General features: G+C 58.4%; 23 protein-coding genes. 15 read left to right on the plus strand and 8 right to left on the minus strand.

Features of this window, described 5'->3' with window-relative positions; all coding sequences use genetic code 11:
- The 3 genes from C7H10_RS02015 to C7H10_RS02025 form a co-directional block, all read right to left on the minus strand.
- Window positions 1-2,214, minus strand: a complete 2,214-nt coding sequence (locus C7H10_RS02015; RefSeq protein ID WP_106693494.1) for a DUF1631 domain-containing protein — start codon at window positions 2,212-2,214, stop codon at window positions 1-3.
- A gap of 161 nt (window positions 2,215-2,375) precedes the next feature.
- The gene (locus tag C7H10_RS02020) at window positions 2,376-3,677 is read right to left on the minus strand and encodes an HlyC/CorC family transporter (protein WP_106693496.1); all 1,302 of its coding nucleotides are present in this window, start codon (window positions 3,675-3,677) and stop codon (window positions 2,376-2,378) included.
- Between the two features lie 75 nt (window positions 3,678-3,752).
- Entirely contained in the window at window positions 3,753-4,559 is an 807-nt protein-coding gene (locus tag C7H10_RS02025) for a cytochrome C assembly family protein (protein WP_072677909.1), read from the minus strand.
- Between the two features lie 159 nt (window positions 4,560-4,718).
- Between C7H10_RS02025 and ffh the strand changes: the two genes are divergently transcribed.
- From ffh to ung, 13 genes are all read left to right on the plus strand, one after another.
- Window positions 4,719-6,107, plus strand: a complete 1,389-nt coding sequence (ffh, locus tag C7H10_RS02030) for a signal recognition particle protein (protein ID WP_106693498.1) — start codon at window positions 4,719-4,721, stop codon at window positions 6,105-6,107.
- A gap of 165 nt (window positions 6,108-6,272) precedes the next feature.
- Window positions 6,273-6,512: a 30S ribosomal protein S16 gene (rpsP, locus tag C7H10_RS02035; RefSeq protein WP_058091782.1), complete on the plus strand. Its 240-nt coding sequence runs from the start codon at window positions 6,273-6,275 to the stop codon at window positions 6,510-6,512.
- 29 nt (window positions 6,513-6,541) lie between these two features.
- Window positions 6,542-7,069, plus strand: coding sequence for a ribosome maturation factor RimM (rimM, locus tag C7H10_RS02040; protein ID WP_106693500.1), 528 nt, complete (start codon window positions 6,542-6,544; stop codon window positions 7,067-7,069).
- 3 nt (window positions 7,070-7,072) lie between these two features.
- Window positions 7,073-7,831, plus strand: coding sequence for a tRNA (guanosine(37)-N1)-methyltransferase TrmD (gene trmD / locus C7H10_RS02045; protein WP_061332295.1), 759 nt, complete (start codon window positions 7,073-7,075; stop codon window positions 7,829-7,831).
- 25 nt (window positions 7,832-7,856) lie between these two features.
- Window positions 7,857-8,213 (plus strand): 50S ribosomal protein L19, encoded by a 357-nt coding sequence (rplS, locus tag C7H10_RS02050; RefSeq protein ID WP_022988899.1) that lies wholly within the window; start codon window positions 7,857-7,859, stop codon window positions 8,211-8,213.
- A 98-nt stretch (window positions 8,214-8,311) separates the two neighbouring features.
- Window positions 8,312-9,217: a site-specific tyrosine recombinase XerD gene (gene xerD, locus C7H10_RS02055; RefSeq protein WP_106693502.1), complete on the plus strand. Its 906-nt coding sequence runs from the start codon at window positions 8,312-8,314 to the stop codon at window positions 9,215-9,217.
- Between the two features lie 90 nt (window positions 9,218-9,307).
- A complete protein-coding gene (locus C7H10_RS02060; protein WP_106693504.1) occupies window positions 9,308-10,042 on the plus strand; it encodes a thioredoxin fold domain-containing protein in 735 nt (244 codons plus the stop codon).
- Between the two features lie 143 nt (window positions 10,043-10,185).
- Window positions 10,186-11,487: a homoserine dehydrogenase gene (locus C7H10_RS02065; protein WP_106693506.1), complete on the plus strand. Its 1,302-nt coding sequence runs from the start codon at window positions 10,186-10,188 to the stop codon at window positions 11,485-11,487.
- A gap of 11 nt (window positions 11,488-11,498) precedes the next feature.
- A complete protein-coding gene (thrC, locus tag C7H10_RS02070; protein ID WP_106693507.1) occupies window positions 11,499-12,899 on the plus strand; it encodes a threonine synthase in 1,401 nt (466 codons plus the stop codon).
- Window positions 12,900-12,905: 6 nt separating this feature from the next.
- The gene (recJ, locus tag C7H10_RS02075; protein ID WP_106693508.1) at window positions 12,906-14,639 is read left to right on the plus strand and encodes a single-stranded-DNA-specific exonuclease RecJ; all 1,734 of its coding nucleotides are present in this window, start codon (window positions 12,906-12,908) and stop codon (window positions 14,637-14,639) included.
- A gap of 345 nt (window positions 14,640-14,984) precedes the next feature.
- A protein-coding gene (prfB, locus tag C7H10_RS02080; RefSeq protein WP_106693510.1) for a peptide chain release factor 2 occupies window positions 14,985-16,080 on the plus strand; the annotation gives its coding sequence in 2 pieces (ribosomal slippage) (window positions 14,985-15,056 and window positions 15,058-16,080; 1,095 coding nt in all).
- Between the two features lie 51 nt (window positions 16,081-16,131).
- Entirely contained in the window at window positions 16,132-17,667 is a 1,536-nt protein-coding gene (gene lysS, locus C7H10_RS02085; protein ID WP_106693511.1) for a lysine--tRNA ligase, read from the plus strand.
- 4 nt (window positions 17,668-17,671) lie between these two features.
- On the plus strand, window positions 17,672-18,406 hold the full coding sequence (gene ung, locus C7H10_RS02090) for a uracil-DNA glycosylase (protein WP_106693512.1): 735 nt from the start codon (window positions 17,672-17,674) through the stop codon (window positions 18,404-18,406).
- 168 nt (window positions 18,407-18,574) lie between these two features.
- Here the strand turns inward: ung and C7H10_RS02095 are convergent, their stop codons facing one another.
- The 5 genes from C7H10_RS02095 to nadB all read right to left on the minus strand — a co-directional run bounded on the left by C7H10_RS02095 (window position 18,575) and on the right by nadB (window position 22,891).
- Entirely contained in the window at window positions 18,575-19,408 is an 834-nt protein-coding gene (locus tag C7H10_RS02095; RefSeq protein WP_058091731.1) for an HDOD domain-containing protein, read from the minus strand.
- Window positions 19,409-19,510: 102 nt separating this feature from the next.
- Window positions 19,511-20,494: a CAF17-like 4Fe-4S cluster assembly/insertion protein YgfZ gene (ygfZ, locus tag C7H10_RS02100; RefSeq protein WP_208622789.1), complete on the minus strand. Its 984-nt coding sequence runs from the start codon at window positions 20,492-20,494 to the stop codon at window positions 19,511-19,513.
- Window positions 20,495-20,522: 28 nt separating this feature from the next.
- Window positions 20,523-20,984 (minus strand): hypothetical protein, encoded by a 462-nt coding sequence (locus C7H10_RS02105; protein ID WP_106693515.1) that lies wholly within the window; start codon window positions 20,982-20,984, stop codon window positions 20,523-20,525.
- Window positions 20,968-21,240, minus strand: a complete 273-nt coding sequence (locus C7H10_RS02110) for an FAD assembly factor SdhE (protein ID WP_061332284.1) — start codon at window positions 21,238-21,240, stop codon at window positions 20,968-20,970. Before C7H10_RS02110 ends, C7H10_RS02105 begins: the two co-directional genes overlap by 17 nt.
- 43 nt (window positions 21,241-21,283) lie before the next feature.
- Entirely contained in the window at window positions 21,284-22,891 is a 1,608-nt protein-coding gene (gene nadB / locus C7H10_RS02115; RefSeq protein ID WP_178338774.1) for an L-aspartate oxidase, read from the minus strand.
- A 139-nt stretch (window positions 22,892-23,030) separates the two neighbouring features.
- On the opposite strand from nadB, the gene rpoE reads away from it, so the two are divergent.
- Together rpoE and C7H10_RS02125 are read left to right on the plus strand one after the other, a co-directional pair.
- Window positions 23,031-23,720 (plus strand): RNA polymerase sigma factor RpoE, encoded by a 690-nt coding sequence (gene rpoE, locus C7H10_RS02120; protein WP_061332282.1) that lies wholly within the window; start codon window positions 23,031-23,033, stop codon window positions 23,718-23,720.
- Between the two features lie 15 nt (window positions 23,721-23,735).
- Window positions 23,736-24,299: a sigma-E factor negative regulatory protein gene (locus tag C7H10_RS02125; protein ID WP_061332281.1), complete on the plus strand. Its 564-nt coding sequence runs from the start codon at window positions 23,736-23,738 to the stop codon at window positions 24,297-24,299.
- Window positions 24,300-24,306: the final 7 nt, after the last annotated feature.

Consider the following 24,306-nt stretch of genomic DNA (forward strand, 5'->3'; position numbering starts at 1 on the left):
TCAGGCGGTTTTGGTGCGCAGGTTACCCACGACGGCATTCAAGGCACGGTCAATCAGGGCGCCCTGTTCCAGAAGCGTCAGGCGGCCCCGGCGCATTTCGTGGGCCAGTTCCACCCTGGTTTTCTCGATCACCTTCAGGCCCATGCGATTGACGAACACGAAACAATCGGCCTCTTCGATAACCGCAGACAGTTTACATCGGAAGCTGGTACCGTTGACCAGCTTGAACTCGACCCAGTTGCCGATCTCGATGTCATCCAGCTTCGCTACATACTCCGCAATGGCAGCATCTTCCAGTTCCTGCTGGCGCTCAACGGCGGTCTGATGCACGGTGGGCGCTTCTTCTTCGATCTCTTCAGGGCTGTCCTGGCGTGCCTCGATGGCCGCATTGGTGCGGAAGGCTTCCGCCAGTTCGTGCTTAAGCTGCCCCATCATCTGGTCCAGACGAGAAGCGTTGTAAGACACTTCCTCCAGCCCGGCCCGGAGTGTCTTGAGTAAGGCAGGAACAACCCGGACCCATTGATCTCGTTCTTCGTCTTCCTCGTGGGGATGCAGGCACCAGATCAGGTCGTCTACCACCCGGGCCGTCTCGTGCCAGCGGTGCTCGGTGTCGTCACGCAGGTAGGCGAGAAACATGACCCGGCTCCAGCCATTAATCAGAATATCGTGAACCGGCTCGGGCAGGCGGTATCGGGAGACTTTTTCTTTGATCAGCCGGTCGACCGCTTCCTGGGCCTTCTGGGACTTGATGCGGCCCCGTTCAGACTCCCGGGTACGTTGTTCCACCAGAGACGCCTTGCGGTTTTCGCGCTCCAGGAACTGTTCGAACTCCTGGTTCAGGGTTTCAAACAGGGCGACATCGCCGTCAAACTCGTTGAGAATTCGCTGCACGACGTTATGAATCTGGCCATAGAGCTTGTCTCTGGCTTTTTCATCACTGGAGCTCCAGCCAATACCGGCGCGGGCAAGGGAGTTGAGCAGTTTGCGGGCCGGGTGGGTAGCCTTGCTGAAAAAGCTTTTGTCCTTGATGACCACTTTCAATATCGGAATCTGCAGCCGGCTGATCAGTACCTGTACCGGAGCAGACAGGTTGTAGTCATCCAGTATGAACTCGAACAGCATGGAGACCAGGTTGATCAGGTCTTCGTCTACTTCATTCAGTGCTGGCTTGCGTCCATCCTGGCCTTCGGCTCTTGCCAGCAATTGCTGCACGATCTGCCGGAGATCCAGTTCCACCGGTTTGCCGGTGCTTAGATCTTCGCTGTCCTGAAGGTTGTCGTAGCTAGGCAGGGAATTGAGCATATCTGCCAGTTCAGGTCCTCCGACTACCCGCAGGGCCGGGTCCGCGCTACGTGGAGGCAGGCCTGAATTGGCCCTCTGCAGCGCCAGCATCTGGCGAATCTGATCAAACAGGGCGGTGTCTTCAGGTCTCTGCTCGTAAGCGGCGGCTTCACCGCCTACGGTCTTGGGCGCTTCGCCCTGGGCTGGCTTGCCTGAGGCTTTTTGCTGTTGGCCAGCCTTGCCGTGGAATCGGAAGTTGGGGATGACGCCGGCCTGAATCAGTATTCGGTTGGCTTCATCCAGCAGCATGCCCAGGTTGGACACCACGTAGCGATCAAACTGCTTGAGAACGATCAGCCGCTCCCGAATCTGGATCTCCAGCGCCTGGATGGCCTCGGTGAACGCGCTGCACAGGTGTTCCGGTGCCATTGGGTTAACCGGCACCTCTTCAGTGGCGTCCGGGTACACTTCGGTGAATCTTGCCTGCAGCTGAATCAGGGGCCCCTGGAAGTGCGCCTTGGCCTTGGTGATCATGGCATTCAGGGCAACCTGTTCTTCCAGGTCATCATTGCCGACCAGCGACAGGGTGTCTGCACTTGCCTGCTGGGTGGCGTCCGGCGTTTGCAGTTGTCCGGCGTGGGGTGGGTTGGCAAAGAACTGGGCAACGGCGTTCTGGAAATGCCGCTCAACCCCTTTGCGCTTTATGCGGATTTCCCGCATCGCTTCAAAGTACCGGTTCTGCTCGTTGTTACTACGGGCATTATTCGCCAGTTCGAAGAGTGAATCATCGACAGCGTCAAAAGCCCCTTGCAGCAAATCTCCCAGTCCCGCGACAACCGTGTCACGGATACGGGTTACCTCCGCAGGAACCGGCCGGGAGCTGGCTGCTTCCCGGTGTTCGCGGAGGTAATGTATGCCGGACTGCTTGTTCATGGCCGACTCCTGTTTACGCCTCAACCGGATACATGACCGAGCTTGCTCTTCTTCTATTCTGAATTATTGGTTAAATTTAGCGCATTTTTGGTTGGATTAACATGAATAAACGCTAACCTGGGACGTCATTCAAAAAGCCGGCCTCATCGGCCGTGTCCGGTTCACCGAGCCGGGCGGGGTTCCAGGGCCGGCCGAGACCGTTTGCCGAGGCGTTTGGGGTGCACAATCGCCGCTTTCACCACGTTGTCCTTGATCTGTAGCACCTCCACCCGATGGCCACCCACTTTGAGGCAGACGTTGGTTTCCGGAATGTTTTCCAGGGTTTCGGTGATCAGGCCGTTCAGGGTTTTCGGACCGTCGGTGGGCAGTTTCCAACCCAGGGTCTTGTTGATGGATCTGACCGCTGTACCGCCGTCGATGATGTAGGTGCCGTTATCCTGTGGAATGATGTCTTGTGAGGTGGCGGAGTAATCGGTGGTGAACTCGCCCACAATCTCTTCAAGGATGTCTTCCAGTGTGGCCAGGCCCAGAACCTCTCCGTATTCATCCACCACGATGCCAAAGCGGCGCCGGCCCTTCTGGAAATTGAGAAGCTGGGTGTTCAGGGGGGTGCTCTCCGGAATGAAATAGGGTTCCTGGCTCAGTTGCATCAGCATGGCCTTGTTGATTTCCGGCTCCTGGAGCAGTTTGGCAGCGCTGCGCAGGTGCAGAATGCCCTGAATGTTGTTGATGTCTCCCTTGTACACCGGCAGGCGGGTGTGCTGGCTGCTTCTGAGCTGGCGCAGGATGGTGTCGGTGTCGTCTTCCAGGTCGATGCCCGCCACTTCGTTGCGGGGCACCATAATGTCGTTTACGGTCACTTTTTCCAGGTCCAGTATGCCTACCAGCATGTCTTTATGCTTGGCGGGTATCAGTGCGCCGGCCTCATTAACAACTGTTCTGAGTTCTTCCCGGCTCAGGTGGTCCTCTGTGGCCTGGGCTGAAGATACGCCGAGCAGACGCAAAATGCCGGTGGTGAACAGGTTAACCGCCCACACCAGCGGGTAGAGGGTCTTCAGTAGCGGCCTGAGCACATAGCTGGCAGGAAAAGCAATTTTCTCCGGGAACAGGGCCGCCAGTGTTTTCGGGGTAACTTCGGCAAAGATCAGGATAACGATGGTGAGCAGTATGGTGGCGATAGCGATGCCGGCATCGCCCCAGATCCGGATGGCGATCACCGTGGCGATGGCCGAGGCAAAGATATTGACGAAGTTGTTGCCGATCAGAATAACGCCAATCAACTGGTCGGTCCGGTTCAGGAGTTTCTGGGCGCGGCGTGCGCCTTTATGGCCGGTTTTCGCCATGTGTTTCAGGCGGTACCGGTTGAGGGACATCATTCCCGTCTCTGAGCTTGAGAAGAAGCCCGACAGGATAATCAGGCCGACAAGAAGAATGAACAGCGCCGTCAGCGATGTTTCGTTCAAAAGAAAAGCCCTTATATTGACGACAAGAGTGGAAAATAGGGTGTGTTGGTTTGTGGTGTCAAGCGATTCGGGCGATCAGCCGCCTCTCTGGAACAGCAGTTCCAGCACGAATTTGCTGCCGTAGAATGCCAGCATGAGCAAGGCGCACCCGGCCAGAGTCCAGCGGCTGGCGGTCATTCCCCGCCATCCTTTGGTGTAGCGGCCTACCAGCAGGCCAATAAACACCATCAGCGAGAGCATGGAGAACAGCGTTTTGTGGGCCAGGTCCTGGGCAAACAGGTCTTCGATGAAGACTGCGCCAGTGACAATGGCCAGTACCAGTAGGACAACGCCCGCCCAGACCATTTCAAATAGCAGAGACTCCATGGTTTGCAGTGGCGGGAGGTTGCGGACCAGCAAGCTGTTGTAGTTGTGTTTGAGCTGCCGGTTCTGGAAGTACAGCAGTACCGCCTGAATGGCCGCCAGGGTGAACAGGCTGTAGGCTGTCACTGACAACGCGATGTGCGACAGCATGCCATAGCTCTGGTCTGGCACAAGGCGGGAGGGGGTGTGGGTGATCAGCGTCATCACAATCGTCAGTGCCGCGATTGGGTAGGCCCCGAGGAACAGGCTTGCGACGGGCTTGGTCAGGTTCAGCCCCAATAACAGAAACACGATCAGCCAGGAAATGAGCACGGAACTTTTGAAGAAGCTCAAATCGAAGCCGCCATCCATGTGCACGGTCTGGGCAATCAGCAGGCCATGGCCAATCAGTGCCAGGATGCCAATCAGGGTGGTGATGGCCAGATTACTCTGTACCCGTCCCCTGAAATGCAGAGCTTGCAGGGCGGTTCCAACGCTGTAAAGAAAGAGTGCGGTAACCGCGAGAATCAGCGTTCCCATGACATCCTTAGTGTGTTGCCTTGTAATGAAAGCGGGCACGGAGTTGTTCAGAGGCTCCGTAGTCTGGGTATAATGTCGCGATTATGCAACAGGAATCAAGCAGCCCGGGCTGGCTTCTTGATTTGTGTGAACAATTTCTCCGGGGTACGGAAGAGCAACATGTTTGAGAACCTCCAGGACCGGCTATCCGGTAGCTTGCGCAAGATCTCCGGCCAGGCACGCCTGACCGACGACAACATCAAAGACACGCTTCGCGAAGTTCGTATGGCGCTGCTGGAAGCAGACGTCGCGCTGCCGGTGGTCAAGGATTTCATCGAAGGTGTCCGGCAGCGGGCTATTGGTCAGGAAGTCCAGCGCAGCCTCACGCCGGGTCAGGTGTTTGTAAAGGTTGTCCAGCAGGAGCTGGAGCGTGTGATGGGCGAGGGCAATGAATCCCTCAACCTGTCTACCCGGCCGCCGGCGGTGATCATGATGGCTGGCTTGCAGGGGGCTGGTAAAACCACGACGGTCGCCAAGCTCTCCCGCTTCCTTAAAGAGCGTCAGAAAAAATCCGTGCTGGTGGTCAGTGCCGATATCTATCGGCCGGCGGCCATCCGGCAGCTGGAAACCCTGGCCGGTGAAGTGGGTGTCGAGTTTTTCCCCAGCACCACCGAACAGGACCCCGTGGACATTGCGAACGGGGCGATTGAGGCGGCGCGCCGCAAGCATATCGATGTGGTGATTCTCGATACCGCCGGGCGTCTGCACGTAGACGAGCAGATGATGGGTGAGATCGGTCGGCTGCATAAGGCCGTGAACCCGGTGGAAACCCTGTTCGTGGTTGACGCCATGACCGGTCAGGATGCCGCCAATACCGCCAAGGCGTTCAACGATGCCCTGCCGCTGACCGGTGTGGTACTGACCAAGACCGATGGCGATGCCCGGGGTGGTGCGGCGCTGTCCGTGCGCCATATAACTGGCAAGCCGATCAAGTTCCTGGGTGTTGGCGAGAAATCTGATGCTCTGGAGCCGTTTTATCCGGACCGTGTTGCTTCCCGCATTCTGGGTATGGGGGATGTGCTTTCCCTTATTGAGGAGGCCGAGCGCAAGCTGGATAAACAGAAGGCCGAGAAACTTACCAAAAAGATCAAGAAGGGTAAGGGGTTTGATCTGGAGGATTTTCGCGACCAGCTCCAGCAGATGAAGAACATGGGTGGCATTGGCGGCCTGCTGGACAAGTTGCCGGGCATGGGGCAGATGGCCCAGATGGCGCAGCAGCAGGTCAATGACAAGTCGGTTGGCCAGATGGAAGCCATCATCTGCTCCATGACGCCCAAGGAGCGCCGTTACCCGGATGTGATCAACAACTCCCGCAAACGCCGCATTGCCGCCGGCTCCGGTACCCAGATACAGGATGTGAATCGACTGCTGAAGCAGCACAAGCAGATGCAGAAGATGATGAAGAAATTTGGCAAGAAAGGCGGAATGGCCAACATGATGCGTGGTCTTGGTGGTATGATGCCGCCCGGCGGCGGTGGTGGTGGCATGCCCCCGTTCGGCCGTATGTAAAAAGCCTTACATATAAAATGGGGAAACCGAGCGTTTCCCTGTTTTCATTGGCGCTTTTTTGGCATAGAATAGCGCCCCTTTCGAGTATGGGTCTTCTCGTCAGCCGCCAGTCGGCATGGTGAGAATCGTACAAAGTTCGTACAACAGAACAGGATATTGGTCGAAATGGTAACAATCCGTTTGGCTCGTGGCGGCTCCAAGAAGCGCCCGTTCTACCATCTGACAGTCACTGACAGCCGTAACTCCCGTGACGGCCGTTTCATTGAGCGTGTTGGTTTCTTTAACCCGGTTGCCCGCGGCCAGGAAGAGCGTCTGCGTGTAAATCGTGAGCGCGTTGATTTCTGGCTGGGCCAGGGCGCCCAGGCAAGCGATCGCGTTGCCCAGCTGCTTAAAACTGCTGGTTAATTGCACGTAAAGACCGGGGTTTGACAGGCATGACACAGCATCCACAGGAAACTGTGATCGGCCAGATCACCTCGGTGTTCGGGGTCAAGGGTTGGCTTAAAGTCTTCTCTTATACTGATCCCCGGGAAGGGATATTGGCTTATCGTGACTGGACCCTGGTCCTGGACGGTAAGCGTATCCCGGTAAAGCTTGAGGAGGGTCGCCGCCAAGGGCAGGGGATCGTCGTCAGGCTTAAAGGTGTTGATGATCGTGAGCTGGCCCGTACCTATGGCGGTGCCGAGATCCGGGTTCCAACCGAGCAGTTGCCGGAATTGCCTGAAGGGGAATTCTATTGGCACCAGCTGGAGGGGCTTGAAGTGTTCACGGTTGAGGGTGAGTGCCTGGGTAAGGTGCATCACCTGCTGGAAACGGGCTCCAACGATGTCCTGGTGGTGCGCGCAACGGCGAGCTCCATTGACCAGCGCGAACGGCTTATCCCCTATCTGCCTGATCAGGTGGTTCACGGGGTAGATCTGGACAACTCGCGCATGGTGGTCGACTGGGATCCGGAGTTCTGACGGGTGTGGATTGGCGCGGTCAGTCTGTTCCCGGAAATGTTTTCTGCGGTGACGGATTACGGTATTACCGGCAGGGCAGTTCGTGAAGGGTTACTGACCTTCAACTGCTGGAATCCCCGGGATTATACCCACGACCGACATCGCACGGTGGATGACCGGCCCTATGGCGGCGGCCCCGGAATGCTGATGAAAATTCAGCCTCTCAGGGATGCCATCCATGAGGCCAGGGCATCGGCACCCGGCAAGGCCTGTGTGGTCTACCTTTCGCCGCAAGGCGAAAGGCTGGATCAGTCGGTGGTGGAGTCTCTGGCCGCCGAACAGCAGCTGATTCTCGTTGCCGGTCGTTATGAAGGCGTAGATGAGCGCCTGATATCGGCGGAAGTCGACCGGGAAGTGTCTCTGGGGGATTTTGTCCTCTCAGGTGGCGAACTGGCGGCGATGGCTGTGATTGATGCGGTAACACGCCTCATCCCCGGAGCGCTGGGTCATGCGCAGTCAGCGGAGCAGGATTCCTTCGCTGACGGTTTGCTGGATTGTCCGCACTATACCCGGCCCGAGGTTTACGAAGGTCAGGCGGTGCCGGAAGTTCTTTTGGGCGGTCACCATGAACAGATCCGGCGTTGGCGATTGAAAGAATCGTTGAGGCGAACCCGGGAGCGACGCCCCGACCTGCTGGAAAAGCGGGTGCTTACGGAAGAAGAGCGTCAGCTTCTGGAAGAAATTTTTAACGAACCGGGTGTCTCTGAGTCATCAGGGCATTGAAAGATTGGGTATCAGGAGCATTACGATGAGCGGCAAGAACAACATCATCAGTCAACTTGAAGCAGAACAGATGACCAAGGAAATCCCTGCGTTCGCGCCGGGTGACACCGTGGTTGTTCAGGTTCGCGTAACTGAAGGTAACCGTGAGCGTCTGCAGGCGTTTGAAGGCGTGGTTATCGGCAAGCGCAACCGTGGTATGAACTCTTCCTTCACTGTTCGTAAGATCTCTTACGGCGTGGGCGTTGAGCGTACTTTCCAGACCTTCTCCAAGCTGATTGACAGCGTGAGCGTGAAGCGTCGCGGTGACGTGCGTCAGGCCAAGCTTTACTACCTGCGCGATCTGTCTGGTAAGGCGGCTCGTATCAAGGAAAAGCTTAACTGATTCAAGCTTCTGGCTGATCAGTAACAAAAAAAGCAGCCTCGAGGGGCTGCTTTTTTTATGCTGTAATGCCGACAGGCAGCCAGTGAAGAGGTGTCATCTTGCCCCGGCCAGACGATGAGCAGTTGATAACCCGGTTTTCTGATGCCATCTGGCTGGAAGATGGCCTGGGTGAGAAAACCCGTCAAGCCTATGCCAGTGATTTGTTCAGGCTGGCCGATTGGTTGCAGGCTCAGCCAGGGAGCCCAGCACTCCGTGATGCCCGGCGCACCGATCTTCTGGCCTGGATGTCGAGGGGGCTTGCGGATGGCCTCAAAACCAGTACCGCAGCCCGGCGGTTGTCTGGCATTCGTCGTTTTTATCGCTTCCTGCTGCGTGAGGGCCTGATTGCCGAAGATCCCACCCTCAGAATCGACAGCCCGCGGTTGCCCCGGCGGCTGCCGGATACCCTGACTGAAGATGATGTGGATGCCTTGCTCACAGAGCCGGACCCGCAGGAGCCAATAGAGCTGCGCGACCGGGCCATGTTGGAAATTCTGTACGGTTGCGGACTGCGGGTATCTGAGCTGACCGGGTTGACGGTTGATCAGGTTAATCTGCGTCAAGGGGTTGTCCGCATCAGTGGTAAAGGCGGCAAAGAACGGCTAGTGCCCTTGGGCGAAGAAGCCGTGGACTGGTTGGTTCGCTACATGAAAGAGGCCCGCAACGAGTTGTTGAAGGGCAAAAGCAGTAACGCCCTGTTTCCCGGTAATCGGGCCACGGCCATGACTCGCCAGACCTTCTGGCACCGAATCAAGCATTATTCAATTCGTGCAGGCATCCATAAGCCTATTTCTCCGCATACCCTGCGCCATGCCTTTGCCACGCACCTGCTCAATCACGGTGCGGATTTGCGGGTGGTGCAGATGTTGCTGGGGCATTCCGATCTTTCGACGACTCAGATCTACACCCATGTGGCGCGCCAGCGGCTTCAGGATTTGCACCAGGCACACCATCCCCGGGGCTAGTCTGGTATGTTAGCCGGATGAACTTTTGCTGAGTGGCGGTGTCGCATCACAAGGTTTCGAAATTACAAACACAGAAGGTAAGTTAGCCCTATGAATCTGAATATTGTGGCCGTTGTGGCGGGTCTGGTGATGTCGCTGACCTGGGTTTCCGGGGCGAGTGCTGCCGACGCCGAGGATCGAATTGCCAAGCGCCTGATGGATGCGGTGCCTGGTCTGAAAGTGACCTCGGTGCGGGAATCGGAGGCGGCTGGTCTTTACGAAGTGCAAAGCAACAATGGCGACACCATTTACACCACGGCCGACGGTGTATACCTGCTGACCGGAGATCTGTTGAAGATTACCGACAACGGTATAGCTAACGTGTCAGAGGCGTCGCGGGCCGGGCAACGGAAAGAGCAGATGGCCGCGTTTGCCGGCAAGGGTGTGATTACCTACCCGGCGAAGGGGGAGCAGAAGGCGGTCATTGATGTGTTTACCGACATTGATTGCCCCTACTGCCGGAAAATGCATGACGAAGTACCGCAGTTAAACGACTATGGCATCACCGTGAACTACTATGGTTTCCCTCGTTCCGGCCCTGGAACTCCCTCGTTCACAAAGTACGTGTCGGTCTGGTGCGCTGAGGATCAGCAGGAAGCGATGGACGCAGCCAAGGGTGGGAAGTCCGTGCCCCAGAAAAGCTGTGATAACCCGGTCGAGGAACAGTACCGCCTGGGTGGCCAGGTAGGGGTCACCGGTACACCGGCCATTCTTCTCGAAGACGGTAACATGGTCCGGGGCTACGTACCTGCACGAAACCTGGCCGAGGGTCTAGGGATTCTGTGATTTACCCCGGAGCTGTCGCACAGCTCCGACGTTTATCGTGTTAACTGCAACGGATTCAGGGCTTATTCAGAGGGCCCCGAATCGGTATACTATTGCCCTTTGTTGCAATCCATCAGCACCCCATCGGGATCAGAGGTGAGAGCTTGAAAGACGTTAATGTCGGAATTTGCGGACTGGGAACCGTTGGCGGCGGTACATTCAATGTCCTGACTCGCAATGCCGCGATTATTGCGGGGCGTGCGGGCTGCAATATCCGGATTACCCGGGTGGCCAGTCGCCATAGCCGGGATGACCTGGAGCTTGGCAGCGTTCCTTTTAGTACCGACATCTTCGATGTGGTGAATGATCCTGATATTGATATCGTGGTTGAACTGATTGGTGGTTATGATGCCGCCAAAGAGCTGGTGCTGGCTGCTATTGCCCAGGGCAAGCATGTGGTGACCGCCAACAAGGCGCTGATTGCTGTGCACGGCAACGAGATTTTTGAGGCGGCGGAGAAGGCCGGCGTTGTTGTCGCTTACGAAGCCGGCGTTGCCGGTGGCATTCCGGTGATCAAGGCGGTACGTGAAGGCCTGGCGGCCAACCGCATCGACACCATTGCCGGCATCATCAACGGCACAGGTAACTACATCCTGACCGAGATGCGCGCAGGTCGTGAATTCGGTGAAGTGTTGAAAGAGGCCCAGGCCCTGGGTTACGCAGAGGCAGACCCGACCTTCGATGTGGAAGGCATTGATGCAGCCCACAAGCTGACCATCCTCGCAGCGTCAGGTTTTGGCGTTCCGCTGCAGTTCGAGAAAGCCTACACCGAAGGCATTTCCGGCATTACGCCTTACGACATTTCCCATGCCGAGCTCCTCGGCTACCGGGTAAAGCACCTGGGTATTGCTCGTCGCCGTGATGACGGTATTGAATTGCGTGTCCACCCAACGCTGGTGCCGCAAAGTCACCTGATTGCCCAGGTGGATGGCGTGCTCAATGCGGTGCTGGTAGATGGCGATGCGGTAGGGCAGACCATGTACTACGGCCCTGGTGCCGGTGACGAGGCCACAGCATCTGCGGTGATCGCAGACATCGTTGACGTAGCCCGCGCGGTTGCCAGCAGCAGTCAGCAGCGTGTTCCCTATCTGGGCTTCAGCCCGGAGGCTCTGGAAGACCTGTCGGTTCTGCCTATGGAAGATGTGCAGTCGGCTTACTACCTGCGTATTCAGGCCTTCGACCATCCGGGTGTGCTGGCCAAGATTGCCGCGATCCTGAGTGAGCATGGCATCAACATCGAATCGATCATGCAGAAAGAATCCGAATTCAAGGATGGCCGCATCCCGGTCATCATCCTGACCCACACCGTTCAGGAACGCCAGATGAACCTGGCCATCGAGGAAATGGAAGCCCTGGCCGACATCGATGGCAAGGTTGTCCGCATCCGCGCTGAAAACTTTAACTGACAGGTACGCACGTGAGATACATCAGTACACGGGGTGAAGCGCCCGCTCTGGGCTTTGAAGACGTTCTTCTGACAGGCCTGGCCACAGACGGCGGCCTGTATGTGCCGGAATCACTGCCGCACTTCAGTGTGGAAGAAATCCGCAGCTGGCGTGGGCTCCCTTATGCAGAGCTGGCTTACAAAGTGATGTACCCGTTTGTGGAAGACGCCATTCCAGCGGATGATTTCCGCGAGATGCTGGGCGAAACCTACAGCGTATTCAGTCATCAGGCGGTCGCGCCCCTGGTTCAGCTGGACACCAATGAATGGGTGATGGAGCTGTTCCGCGGCCCCACGCTGGCGTTCAAGGACTTTGCCCTGCAGCTGCTGGGTCGCCTGCTCGATTATGTGCTCGAAAAGCGCAAGCAGCACGTGGTGATCATGGGTGCCACCTCCGGTGATACCGGCTCTGCCGCCATCGAAGGGTGCCGCCGTTGCGAGCATGTGGATATTTTTATCCTGCATCCGTACCAGCGAGTATCGGAAGTACAGCGCCGGCAGATGACTACGGTGCAGGGTGACAACATCCATAACATCGCGGTCAAGGGTAACTTCGATGACTGCCAGCGCATGGTGAAAGAAAGCTTCGGCAACCAGTCATTCCTGGGCGGCAAAACCCAGTTGGCGGCGGTGAACTCCATCAACTGGGCGCGGATCATGGCCCAGATTGTTTACTACTTCCAGGCGTCCCTGGCTCTGGGCGGCCCGGATCGCAGCATGGCGTTCTCGGTACCTACCGGTAACTTCGGTGATATTTTTGCCGGTTACCTGGCGAAAAAAATGGGCCTGCCCATCAGTCAGCTGGTAATTGCCACCAACCGCAACGACATCCTGCATCGCTTCATGAGCGGCAACAAGTATGAGCAGCACCAGCTGGAGCATACCCTGTCGCCGAGCATGGACATTATGGTGTCCAGCAACTTCGAGCGTTTGTTGTTCGACCTGCACGGTCGTGACGGTGCGGCGGTGAAAGATCTGCTGGAGCGCGCAGCCAAGGGCCCGGTCAGCATCGAAGATTACCGCTGGAAGCACGCCCGCAAGCTGTTCGACAGCGATGCGGTGGACGACAAAGCCACCTGCGATACCATCCGGGACATCTACGAGCAGAACGAATACCTGCTGGACCCGCATACCGCCATCGGTGTGCGCGCCGCCCGCAACTGCCGCCGTGACAGCGCCGTGCCCATGATTACCCTGGGTACCGCCCATCCGGCCAAGTTCCCGGACGCCATCTCCGAGTCTGGCCTGGTTGTGAAGCCGCAACTGCCTGCCCACATGGCGGATCTGTTTGAGCGGGAAGAGCGCTACACCGTGCTGGATAACAGCGTGTCCGAGGTGCAGGGCTTTATCGCCAAGCATTGGAAGAACGCCTGATCCGGCATGACTCCTAAAAAGATCCTGCGTCGCCCCCAGCCGTCCGATGTGACGGGCTGGGGACAAAACCTGCCGCCCATCCTTCGCCGCCTGTACGCCGCTCGCGGTGTACAGTCCGACGATCAGCTCCAATACACCCTGAAACACCTGGCGTCGCCGATGCAGCTTCGCGGTATTGATCGCGCGGTTGAACTGCTGGCCGAGGCCGTTGCCCAGAAGCAACGGGTGATGGTGCTGGGGGATTTCGATGCCGATGGCGCTACCAGCACTGCCGTCGCCATGCTCGGCTTATCCATGTTGGGCGTGGCTGCGATCGACTTCCGGGTACCCAGCCGCTTCTCCGACGGCTACGGCCTGACGCCGGGCATCATTCACCGGTTGCAGGACGAAGGCGATTTACCCGACTTGCTCGTTACGGTCGATAACGGTATTTCCGCCATCGAAGGCGTGCGCGCCGCCCGGGAGTTGGGCATCAAGGTGGTCATCACCGATCACCACCTGGCCGGTGACGAACTGCCAGACGCCGATGCCATCGTTAACCCCAACCAGCCTGGCTGCCCGTTCCTGAGCAAGAACGCTGCCGGTGTTGGCGTGATGTTCTACGTGCTCACCGCCCTGCGCAAACACCTGCGGGACAACAACCTGCTGCCAGACCCGGAGCCCAACCTGGGTAACCTGCTGGACCTGGTGGCCCTGGGTACCGTGGCAGACGTAGTACCGCTGGACCACAACAACCGGATTTTTGTAGAGCAGGGCATCCGCCGCATCCGCAAAGGCGAAGCCCGACCGGGCATCCTGGCCCTGCTGGAAGTGGCTGGCCGCGACTACACCGAAATCAGCGCTACGGACCTCGGCTTCGTGGTTGGCCCGCGCCTGAACGCCGCCGGCCGGCTGGACGACATGAGCATCGGCATCGCCTGCCTGCTCGCCGACAGCCGCGACGAAGCCCTGCGCCTGGCCCGGGAACTGGACAACTTCAACCGCGAACGCCGCAGCATCGAAAAAGACATGAAAACCCAGGCCCAGGACCTGCTTGCCTCCATGTCCCTCGACATCGAAGGCCTGCCCTGGGGCCTGGCCCTGTTCGACCGGGACTGGCACCAGGGCGTGATCGGCATCCTGGCCGCCAGAATCCGCGAGCAGACCCACCGCCCCACCATCGCCTTCGCCCCCGATGACGACGGCGAACACCTAAAAGGCTCCGCCCGCTCTATCCCCGGCCTGCACATCCGCGACGCTCTGGCCGTGGTAGACGCGAAAAATCCAGGCCTGATGAAAAAATACGGCGGCCACGCCATGGCCGCCGGCATGACGATCGTCCGGGACGACCTGGAACGATTCAGCAACGCCTTCGACCAGGCCGTGCGCGATACCTTAAAGGCGGAAGACCTGGAAGCCGCCATCACCACCGACGGACCCCTGGCCCCGGAAGAGTTGAACCTGGACACCGCCTACCTGCTCAAACGCGCCGGCCCCTGGGGGCAGCACTTCCCCGAGCCGGTGTTTGACGGCGAATTCCGGGTAGTGAGCCAGCGCATTGTGGGCGAGAACCATCTGAAGCTGGTGCTGCAGCCGGTGGATGGCGGTGGCATCGTTGATGGGATTGCCTTCAATACCGGCCCGGAAGTGCCGGACTTTACCCGGAGTGGCGCGCGGGTGGTTTATAAGCCGGATGCGAATACGTTCCGGGGTCGAACAAATTTGCAGCTTCTGGTGGATTATCTCGAGCCGTTAGGCTGAACTCTTGTTGGAGATTGGCGCTAGAGAAGGGTGGGGTCTGACCCCGAGGGTCAGACCCCTTTGAATCCGTCGAGTGTGGGCGCCCCGAACGCATTATGGGCGCAGGGTGGCTGGTAGCCTTTCCGGGAGTATCGAAAACAGGGATGTTTTCGCTAAGCGTACATGGAAGTATTCACAGCGTCTCCCGGAAAGGCTACCAGCCACCCTGTGCTTGCACTGATCTCGGAAAGCCCTACCTCGCACAGTGCTTACTCCAAGCCATGAATAGCTGATTTAACCCACAAATTCCGGTAGAATCCGCCCTCTGTTTTTATCGCACCATTTTCCAAAGCGAGACAAGGTTTCATGGAAATTAATCCCATAGTGACGAAGATCAAAGAGCTTCGCGAGCGCACCGAAGCGCTGAGGGGGTATCTTTGACTACGATCAGCGCAGTGAACGACTGGTCGAAGTAGAACGGGAACTCGAACTCCCCACCGTATGGGACGATCCCGAGCGGGCCCAGAACCTGGGTAAAGAACGCTCCGATCTTGAGCTGATCGTCAAAACCATCGACAACCTCACCAACGGCCTGGCAGACGCAGAAAGCCTGCTCGATATGGCCGTGGAAGAGGACGACGAAGGCACCGTTGAGGAAATTCAGGCCGACCTGGAAAGCCTGGATGGTGAGCTGGAAAAACTCGAATTCCGCCGCATGTTCTCCGGTGAAATGGACGCCAACAACGCCTACCTGGACATCCAGGCCGGCTCCGGCGGCACCGAAGCCCAGGACTGGGCCAACATGCTACTGCGCATGTACCTGCGCTGGGCCGAGCGCCGAGGTTTCAAAGCCGAAATCGTCGAACTGCAGGAAGGTGAAGTGGCCGGCATCAAGAGTGCCACCATTCACATCCAGGGCGACTACGCCTACGGCTGGCTACGTACCGAAACCGGCGTACACCGCCTGGTGCGCAAATCCCCGTTCGATTCCGGCAACCGTCGCCACACCTCCTTCTCTTCCGTGTTTGTGTCACCGGAAGTGGACGACAGCTTCGAAATCGAAATCAACCCGGCGGATCTGCGGGTCGACGTGTACCGCGCCTCCGGTGCCGGTGGTCAGCACGTTAACCGGACCGAATCCGCGGTGCGACTGACCCACAACCCCACAGGCATCGTTGTTGCCTGCCAGGCCGGCCGAAGCCAGCACCAGAACAAAGACCAGGCCATGAAGCAGCTCAAGGCCAAGCTCTTTGAGCTGGAAATGCAGAAGCGCAACGAAGAGAAACAGAAAGCCGAAGACTCCAAGTCTGACATCGGCTGGGGTAGCCAGATCCGTTCCTACGTGCTGGACGACAGCCGTATCAAGGACCTGCGCACCAAGGTGGAAACCAGCAACACCCAGTCGGTGTTGGATGGCGACATCGACAAGTTTATTGAAGCCAGTCTGAAGATGGCGCTGTAATCAGCGTCATTCACCCACACCCGGACAATCCCGACTTCTTAGTGAGCCAACATGACTGAACACACCCAGAACGCTGCACAGCCCGAGGACAACAAGCTGATTGCCGAGCGCCGCGCCAAACTGGCAAACATGCGCGAGCAGGGCAACCCGTTCCCGAACGACTTCCGTCGCGATGCCACCGCTGCCGAGCTGCAGGAAAAATACGGTGACAAATCCAAGGAAGAGCTGGAGTCCCTGGGTATCAAAGTGGCCATTGCCGGCCGCATGATGCTCGACCGCAAGGCGTTCAAGGTGGTTCAGGACATGACTGGCCGCATCCAGATCTACGCGTCCAAGGATGTCCAGAAAGACACCAAGCACTGGGATATGGGCGACATCGTGGGTGTGCGCGGTACCCTGTCGAAATCCGGCAAGGGCGACCTGTACGTCACCATGGACGAATACGTGCTGCTGACCAAGTCCCTTCGCCCGTTGCCGGAGAAGCACAAGGGCCTGACCGACACCGAAGCCCGCTACCGTCACCGGTACGTGGACCTGATGGTGAACGAAGACAGCCGCCGCGTGTTCCATGCCCGGTCGAAGATCATCAACGCCATGCGCCAGTACTTCACCGAGCGTGACTTCATGGAGGTGGAAACCCCCATGCTGCAGGTGATCCCCGGCGGCGCCACCGCCCGTCCGTTCGTGACCCATCACAACGCCCTGGGCATCGACATGTACCTGCGCATTGCCCCGGAGCTGTTCCTCAAGCGCCTGGTGGTTGGCGGCTTTGAGCGGGTGTTCGAGATAAACCGCAACTTCCGCAACGAAGGGCTGTCGACCCGGCACAACCCCGAGTTCACCATGGTCGAGTTCTACCAGGCCTACGCCGACTACAACGACCTGATGGACCTGACCGAAGACATGCTGCGCACCATCGCTCAGAAAGTGCTGGGCACCACCACGGTGATCAACACCCGTACACTGAAAGACGGCAGCGAAGAAACCATCGAATACGATTTCGGCAAACCGTTCGAGCGCCTGACCGTGGTAGACGCCATCCTGCGCTACAACCCCGACATCACCCGTGAGCAGCTGGCAGACGACGCACAGGCCCGTGCCGTGGCGAAGAACCTGGGTATCCACGTGAAGGACATCTGGGGTCTGGGCAAGGTGCAGATCGAGATCTTCGAGGCCACGGCTGAGCATCGCCTGATGCAGCCCACCTTTATCACCGAGTACCCGAAAGAGATCTCTCCGCTGGCCCGTTGCAAAGACAGCGACCCGTTCGTCACCGAACGCTTCGAGTTCTTCGTCGGTGGCCGCGAAATCGCCAACGGCTTCTCCGAGCTCAACGACGCCGAAGACCAGGCCGAACGCTTCCAGGCCCAGGTGGCCGAGAAAGACGCCGGCGACGACGAAGCCATGTTTTACGACGACGACTACGTGATGGCGCTGGAATACGGCCTGCCGCCGACCGCCGGTGAGGGCATCGGTATCGACCGCCTGGCCATGCTGCTGACCAACTCGCCGTCCATCCGCGACGTGATCCTGTTCCCGGCCATGCGCCCGGAGCACAAAGCCGAACAGAAACCGGAAAGCGAGTAAGCCGATGCACCCTGCCGAGGCACTGGCTCAACAACTGAAGCCCGGCCGCGGCTGGGATGAGTGGCTGGCGGACGAGTTCCGCCAGCCCTACATGCTGCAACTGGCCGAATTCCTGGCTGCCCAGGAACAGGCGGGCAAAGTACTGTTCCCGGAGCAGAGACACTGCTTCAACGCCCTGAACAGCACACCGCTGAACCAGGTCAAAGTCGTCATCCTCGGCCAGGACCCCTACCACGGCCCCGGCCAGGCCCACGGCCTCTGCTTCTCCGTCCGACCGGGCGTGCCTACACCGCCGTCGCTGGTGAACATCTTCAAAGAAATCGAAACCGACCTGGCCATCACCCCGCCAGACCACGGCTGCCTCCAACCCTGGGCAGAACAGGGCGTTTTACTCCTGAACGCGGTGCTTACCGTCGAACAGGGCAACGCCGGTGCGCACCAGAACAAGGGATGGGAAACCTTCACCGACAAAGTAATCGAAACCGTCAACCGGGAGCGGGAGGGCGTGGTGTTTCTGCTCTGGGGCAGCTACGCCAGGAAGAAAGGCCGGCACATTGACCGCAATCGTCATCTGGTTCTGGAAGGACCGCACCCGTCACCGCTGAGTGCTTATCGAGGGTTTTTCGGTTGTCAGCACTTCTCGCAAGCTAATGACTGGCTGCAGAAACAGGGAATAGCTCAAGTTGATTGGGCTCTGCCAGATAAAGTGCAGCTTATCCAGAGATATGCGAAGAGCTGAAGGCTCTCTTGGAAGTAGTCTTTGCGGCGGGGTTGAGCTCACAAAACCTTGCGGAGCCAGGGATGGCGGAGCAGAGCGTACAGGGAAGTATTCACAGCGTGTTTTGGGAGCTCAACCCCGCCGTAAAGACGGGCGTCAAGCTCCTTGATTCTATGGGTGATGTGAAGCTTACTGAAGCAACGCCATCGCCGCTTCCATCTGAGCGTTGAGATCCTCCTCCTCGCTCATGTCGATATTTGGATCCAACCCCAAACGCCCAAAGGCAGGAATGGTATTCCAGTCCATCTCCGTCCACGGGTGATCCGTACCCGCCACCAGTTGCAAATTCGCCACCATCACCAAATCGGCATAATCCGCCGCCGGCACCTCACGCTGGAAATTGGCATACTCCAGCGGCACATTCTGAAGATCACTCGGGAAATCCCACTTCTTCAGAATCAGCGCACCAATGCGCGGGTGCAGCTGATCAATCACATTATCCAGCATGATACTGCTGATCTGAATGTCCCGGTCCTCCACATAGCGCAGAATCGGCAGCACCCCAATCAGGTGAACAAGCCCTGCCAGCGTGGCCTGATCCGGTTTGAGCTTGGTGTAATGCTGGGCCAGAACATGGCATACGCCGGCCACTTCAGTGCTGGTTTGCCAGGTGGCGCGCAGGCGCTTGTCGACCATGTCTGAGGTGGCCTGGAACATCTGCTCCATGGCCAGACCCATCGCCAGGTTACTGGTGTAGGCCATGCCAAGGCGGCTGACCGCCATGTTAAGGTTTTCAATCGCGCGGCTACCCCGGAACAGCGGGCTGTTGCACACGCGGATAATCCGGGCAGAGAGGGCTGTGTCGTTACTGATGACCTTGACCAGGTCAGCGATTGCGGAGTCTTCGGACTCGGCGATGTCCCGAACCTGAAGCGCCACCTCCGGCAGGGTTGGCAGCACCAGTTTGTCATTCTCAATGGCGTCGGTCAGGTCAGCCTTGATGGTATCTACAATGTTGGCCATGGTCAGTAACGTTCCGCTTGTCTGGGTGCGCTGCTCGCGCGCACGGGGTAAACCGGTATGTGGTTTAATTTATAGCAAATTTTTCCGGTTTTTCCTGTCAACTTATGTATCTGCCTGCGTTGCGGGCTGTTGCTCGGGCACCGGGTAAGGCAGCGGTTGCATGGTCACGGTCACCGTGTTCATGCCTTCCAGGGCCAGGGTGCCTTGCTGAGCGTCGTGCCGGATAACCGCCAGCATCTCACCCGCCTGTTCAGACGTGAGCTCTGCGTTAACTACCTCGCCAACGCTCTTGCCCTCGCACAGCAGCCTGGTGCCGGGTTCCGGCGCAGTGTCGGAACCCTCAAAACGCAAGCGGAACAGGCTCTTCTTGAGCTGCCCCAGAAAGTGCATTCTGGCGATTACTTCCTGGCCGGTGTAGCAGCCCTTCTTGAAATGAACGCCTTGCAGGTGTTGCAGGTTGAGCATCTGCGGAACATAGGCCTCCCGGGTCTGGGCCGTTAGCCAGGGCACGCCGGCGGAAATGCTGGCAGCGTTCCAGTGTGCCATGGTCAACTCGGGCAGTTCCTCCGGTAGCGGTTGATCTCCCTCAAGCTGCCACCATTCGTAGCGGGCCGTCTGGTCACTGGTATCCTCGATTCGAATCAGGATTCCGGAACCGGTGGCCAGCGTCTGCCCCGGCCGGGAAAGCGATTCGGCTGCGTCGCCGCAGGCAGTGATGGCGGCTGGTTTACCGATCAGGCCAAGGATTCGGGCGGAAGGCAGCACGTCCATGCTGGTCCCACGAAACAGCATCAGGTACTTGCGGAGGTGGCTCAGGGTGTCATCCGCCAGCTCTGCATCCAGATCCATCAACAGGTCCTGGCCATGCCGTACCATGCGGGTCACGCAGTAAGCTCGTCCCTTGGGTGTGCAGGCGGTTGCCCGCAAAGACTGGGCCTGTGTCACCTCTTCCACATGCTGGGAAAACTGGCCCTGGACAAACTTGTCGGCACCGGGGCCGCTGATGCGTACCACCCGTCTGTTGGTGAGCTGGGTGTACCCGGCGTCAGACGAATAGTGTGGCCGAGGGTTTTCCGTGGGGTTCATCGTGATCTCCATGTTGGGTCAGCGGAGTTCAGTGTGCGTTACGAGTATGGCCGATTCTCAGCCATACCCGCAGGCGTCGGAACTCAGGCTCGGGAGCATTGGCTTGGAATGGCCCCATCTTGCCGGTAATCATTACCATGATGCTACCTGATCTGGAGTCTTGGGGGTGGAGTTTCAAGATCAGACAGGACGCACCCAGGGTACTTGAGGCGCAGACCCGAACGGGTGTCTCGTGGCCATCGCCGAACTGGCAGGTTATGCCGCCGCTGTCGGTGCGCAGGGCCTTAACGGCCCTGGGGCTGCGTAACAGGCCATAGCGCCGGAAGTTTCGCCAGGCGAAAGCGATAGTGACCGGCCCTACCATCAGTAACCAGAGGCTGGTTTCCAGTGCCGCACCAATGGCAAAAGCGCTGAGCAGTATCCAGGGTGCACTGGCCAGCAGGCCCGTGATGCCGGAGGGGGATAGAGTCAGATCAATCTGGCTGGACACGGTTCAGGATGATGTCAACGATGCGCTGAAGATCCGGGTCTTCCGGCCGGCTGCGTTGCATGAACCATTCGAACATATCGGTGTCTTCGCAGCTCAGCAGTTTCTTGTATCGGGCCTGGTCGTCCGGCTCGAGATCCCGGTACGCTTCCTCCAGGAAGGGCAGCAGCAGAACATCCAGTTCCAGCATGCCCCGGCGGCTGTGCCACCACAGGCGGTGAAATTCGGTATGGTCGTTGGACGCATTGGTGTCTGACATAGTCGGTTGCCTTGAAAAAGAGTGGAGTCTCCCTGTCAGCCCGTCAGGGAGACAGCGTGCGATAAGTGGTGGGTACCAGAACCGTGTCTTGCGGATCGTTCAGCAGGCCCGGGTAGTCCAGTGTGTAATGCAGGCCGCGGCTTTCCTTTCGCTGCAGGGCCGAGCAGATGATCAGATCGGAAACCGTCACCAGGTTACGCAGCTCGATCAGGTCATTGGTAACCCGGTAATTGCTGTAGAACTCGCCGATTTCCCTGGACAGCAGATCCACCCGGTGCTTGGCCCGCTGCAGACGTTTGGTGGTGCGCACAATGCCCACGTAGTCCCACATGAAATGACGTAATTCGTCCCAGTTGTGGGAAATCACAACGTCTTCATCGGAGTCCCGTACCTGGCTTTCATCCCAGTCTGGTGCGACGGGCGGCTCCGGTATGTCGGATTCCCGCCGGGCAATGTCGGCGGCAGCGGCGCGTCCGTACACCAGGCATTCCAGCAGGGAGTTGCTGGCCATGCGGTTGGCACCATGCAGGCCGGTGAAGGCAGCTTCGCCCACCACATACAGCTGGTTGATGTCGGTGCGAGCCCGTTCGTCGCTGACAATACCGCCGCAGGTGTAATGGGCGGCCGGCACCACCGGAATGGGCTCCCTGGTGATGTCGATGCCAAACTCCCGACACTTTTCGTAAATGGTGGGGAAGTGGTGCTTGATGAAATCCGCCGGTTTGTGGCTGATGTCCAGGTACAGATGGTCCGCACCCAGGCGTTTCATTTCATGGTCGATGGCCCGGGCGACGATATCCCGGGGCGCCAGTTCGGCACGTTTGTCGAACCGGTCCATGAATCGGCTACCGTCTGGCAGTTTCAGCACGCCGCCTTCGCCACGAACCGCTTCGGTAATCAGAAACGATTTGGCATGTGGATGGTACAGGCAGGTGGGGTGAAACTGGTTGAATTCCATGTTGGCCACCCGGCACCCGGCCCGCCAGGCCATGGCGATGCCGTCGCCGGATGCACCGTCCGGATTGGTGGTGTATCGGTAGGCCTTGGAGGCGCCGCCGGTGGCAATCACGGTAAACCGGGCGCGGAACAGTTCTACGTGGTTATCTTCCAGGTTCAGTATGTAAGCGCCTACGCATCGGTTGCCTGGCAGGGCGAGTTTGCGGTTGGTGATCAGGTCTACTGCTACCCGGCCCGCTTTAAGATCAATATTGGGGCGAGCCTGGGCCTGGCTGGCGAGTGTGGTCGACACCGCATGGCCGGTGGCGTCGGCGGCATGGATGATGCGCCGGTGGCTGTGGCCACCTTCCCGGGTCAGGTGGTAGTCTTCGCTGTCGTCCTGGCGGGTAAACTTTACGCCCGAATCAATCAGCCACTGGATGCTCTCTTTGCTGTGCTCCACGGTAAAGCGCACGGCATCTTCATGGCACAGGCCGCCGCCGGCGTTGAGGGTATCCAGGATATGGTTTTCAACGGAGTCGGCATCATCAATCACCGCAGCAATGCCGCCCTGGGCCCAGAGTGTGGCGCCGGAACTGATGTCTGCCTTGCTGACCACGCACACGCTGAGGTGCTCCGGCAGATTGAGCGCTACGGTCAGGCCGGCAGCGCCGCTACCGATAATGAGAACGTCGTATTCGAAGGACTGTGGCATTGAGTCGTTATCGCGGGCCATAATGTGGACGTGTATTGAACTAAACTTTACGCTTGCTGTCTATTTGGCCTGATGGATAAGCCGCCCGCCGGTTGCTGTCCAGGACCATGGGTTCATGATCGAACGCCGGAAGAGCCGAATGACACAAGCAGCAAATCTTATCAAGGCCACTCCGTTGGCCACCAAGACAGGACATTCTGTTACGTCGTCCATGACTCCTGATAACGACTGGAAACCGGGTGAGCAGACCGACAGTCAGACGGATCTGCAGTTGGTGCGCAAGGTTCGCAATGGCGATCGTGCGGCCTTTGATCTGCTTGTGGTCAAGTATCAGTCGCGGGTGGCCTCCATCATCAGTCGATACGTCTACGACAGCCAGGAAGTAATGGACCTGACCCAGGAAACCTTTGTCAAAGCGTTCCGGGCGGTCGAGCGGTTTCGTGGCGACAGCGCGTTCTACACCTGGCTGTACCGGATTGCCGTTAACACCGCCAAGAACTACCTGGAAGCCCGTGGTCGCCGGCCGCAGGGCTCGGCGGACTCAGCGGATGCAGAGAACTTTGACGATGGTGGTCGGCTGCGGGATGTCGCTTCTCCAGAGCGGCTGTTGCAGCGGGAGCAGCTGCAAAAAGCACTGTCGGAAGCAATAGCAGGCCTGCCTGAGGAACTTCGTTCCGCTTTTCTGCTCAGGGAATATGATGGCCTGAGTTATGAGGATATCGCCCGGATTCTGGAATGCCCGATCGGAACCGTTCGGTCGCGGATATTCAGGGCCCGGGATGCAGTGGACCGGCACTTGGGTCCCTTGCTCAATCATTCAGTGACGTAAATGAGGTTGCATCCGATGGATGAGCGTCTCAGAGAAACCCTGTCCGCGATGATGGACGACGAAGCAGATGAACTATCGGTTCGTCGCCTGTTGTCTCATGGTAACCAGGATGAGGTCAGAAACCAGTGGCAACGCTGGCAACAGGTTCGTGACCTCATGCATGAAAGTCATGGCCCTGAAGAGAGCGTCGATGTAGCGGTGGCTGTACGTGAGGCCCTCGATGGTCATGTACGCCCTGAACCTTCAAGGCTCAAGACTCAGGTTGCCGCAGGCTCCTACTGGCGATGGCCGGTGGCGGCGATGGTCGTTATGGCTCTGGTCATCGGATTTGGCGCCGGCGCCGGATGGGATGGGCAAACCCAGGAGCCGGTGGCTGCGGTGGCAGTGACTGAGCTGTCTGATGAGGATGCACTGGCTTTGTCTGCCAGGGTAGAGGAAGTTGCCTTGCAGCGCCTGGACGAAGAACAGCTTAAACAGATGCGCCAGTTTATGCTCGAACACGCGCAGCATAACAGCGTTGGCGCAGGCCGGGGTTCTGTTGGTTATGCCCGGCTGGTGAGTGCCAGCAGTGGCTACTGACGTTGGG

This window comes from Marinobacter shengliensis (assembly GCF_003007715.1).
GTDB classification, from domain to species: Bacteria; Pseudomonadota; Gammaproteobacteria; order Pseudomonadales; family Oleiphilaceae; genus Marinobacter; species Marinobacter shengliensis.

Excerpts from the sequence above, each read along its gene's own strand:
- C7H10_RS02015 (WP_106693494.1), bottom strand. The coding sequence starts at position 2,214 with ATGAACAAGCAGTCCGGCATACATTACCTCCGCGAACACCGGGAAGCA.
- C7H10_RS02025 (WP_072677909.1), bottom strand. The coding sequence starts at position 4,559 with ATGGGAACGCTGATTCTCGCGGTTACCGCACTCTTTCTTTACAGCGTT.
- ffh (WP_106693498.1), top strand. The coding sequence starts at position 4,719 with ATGTTTGAGAACCTCCAGGACCGGCTATCCGGTAGCTTGCGCAAGATC.
- rpsP (WP_058091782.1), top strand. The coding sequence starts at position 6,273 with ATGGTAACAATCCGTTTGGCTCGTGGCGGCTCCAAGAAGCGCCCGTTC.
- rimM (WP_106693500.1), top strand. The coding sequence starts at position 6,542 with ATGACACAGCATCCACAGGAAACTGTGATCGGCCAGATCACCTCGGTG.
- rplS (WP_022988899.1), top strand. The coding sequence starts at position 7,857 with ATGAGCGGCAAGAACAACATCATCAGTCAACTTGAAGCAGAACAGATG.
- C7H10_RS02060 (WP_106693504.1), top strand. The coding sequence starts at position 9,308 with ATGAATCTGAATATTGTGGCCGTTGTGGCGGGTCTGGTGATGTCGCTG.
- recJ (WP_106693508.1), top strand. The coding sequence starts at position 12,906 with ATGACTCCTAAAAAGATCCTGCGTCGCCCCCAGCCGTCCGATGTGACG.
- lysS (WP_106693511.1), top strand. The coding sequence starts at position 16,132 with ATGACTGAACACACCCAGAACGCTGCACAGCCCGAGGACAACAAGCTG.
- ung (WP_106693512.1), top strand. The coding sequence starts at position 17,672 with ATGCACCCTGCCGAGGCACTGGCTCAACAACTGAAGCCCGGCCGCGGC.
- C7H10_RS02095 (WP_058091731.1), bottom strand. The coding sequence starts at position 19,408 with ATGGCCAACATTGTAGATACCATCAAGGCTGACCTGACCGACGCCATT.
- ygfZ (WP_208622789.1), bottom strand. The coding sequence starts at position 20,494 with ATGAACCCCACGGAAAACCCTCGGCCACACTATTCGTCTGACGCCGGG.
- C7H10_RS02110 (WP_061332284.1), bottom strand. The coding sequence starts at position 21,240 with ATGTCAGACACCAATGCGTCCAACGACCATACCGAATTTCACCGCCTG.
- nadB (WP_178338774.1), bottom strand. The coding sequence starts at position 22,891 with ATGCCACAGTCCTTCGAATACGACGTTCTCATTATCGGTAGCGGCGCT.
- rpoE (WP_061332282.1), top strand. The coding sequence starts at position 23,031 with ATGACACAAGCAGCAAATCTTATCAAGGCCACTCCGTTGGCCACCAAG.
- C7H10_RS02125 (WP_061332281.1), top strand. The coding sequence starts at position 23,736 with ATGGATGAGCGTCTCAGAGAAACCCTGTCCGCGATGATGGACGACGAA.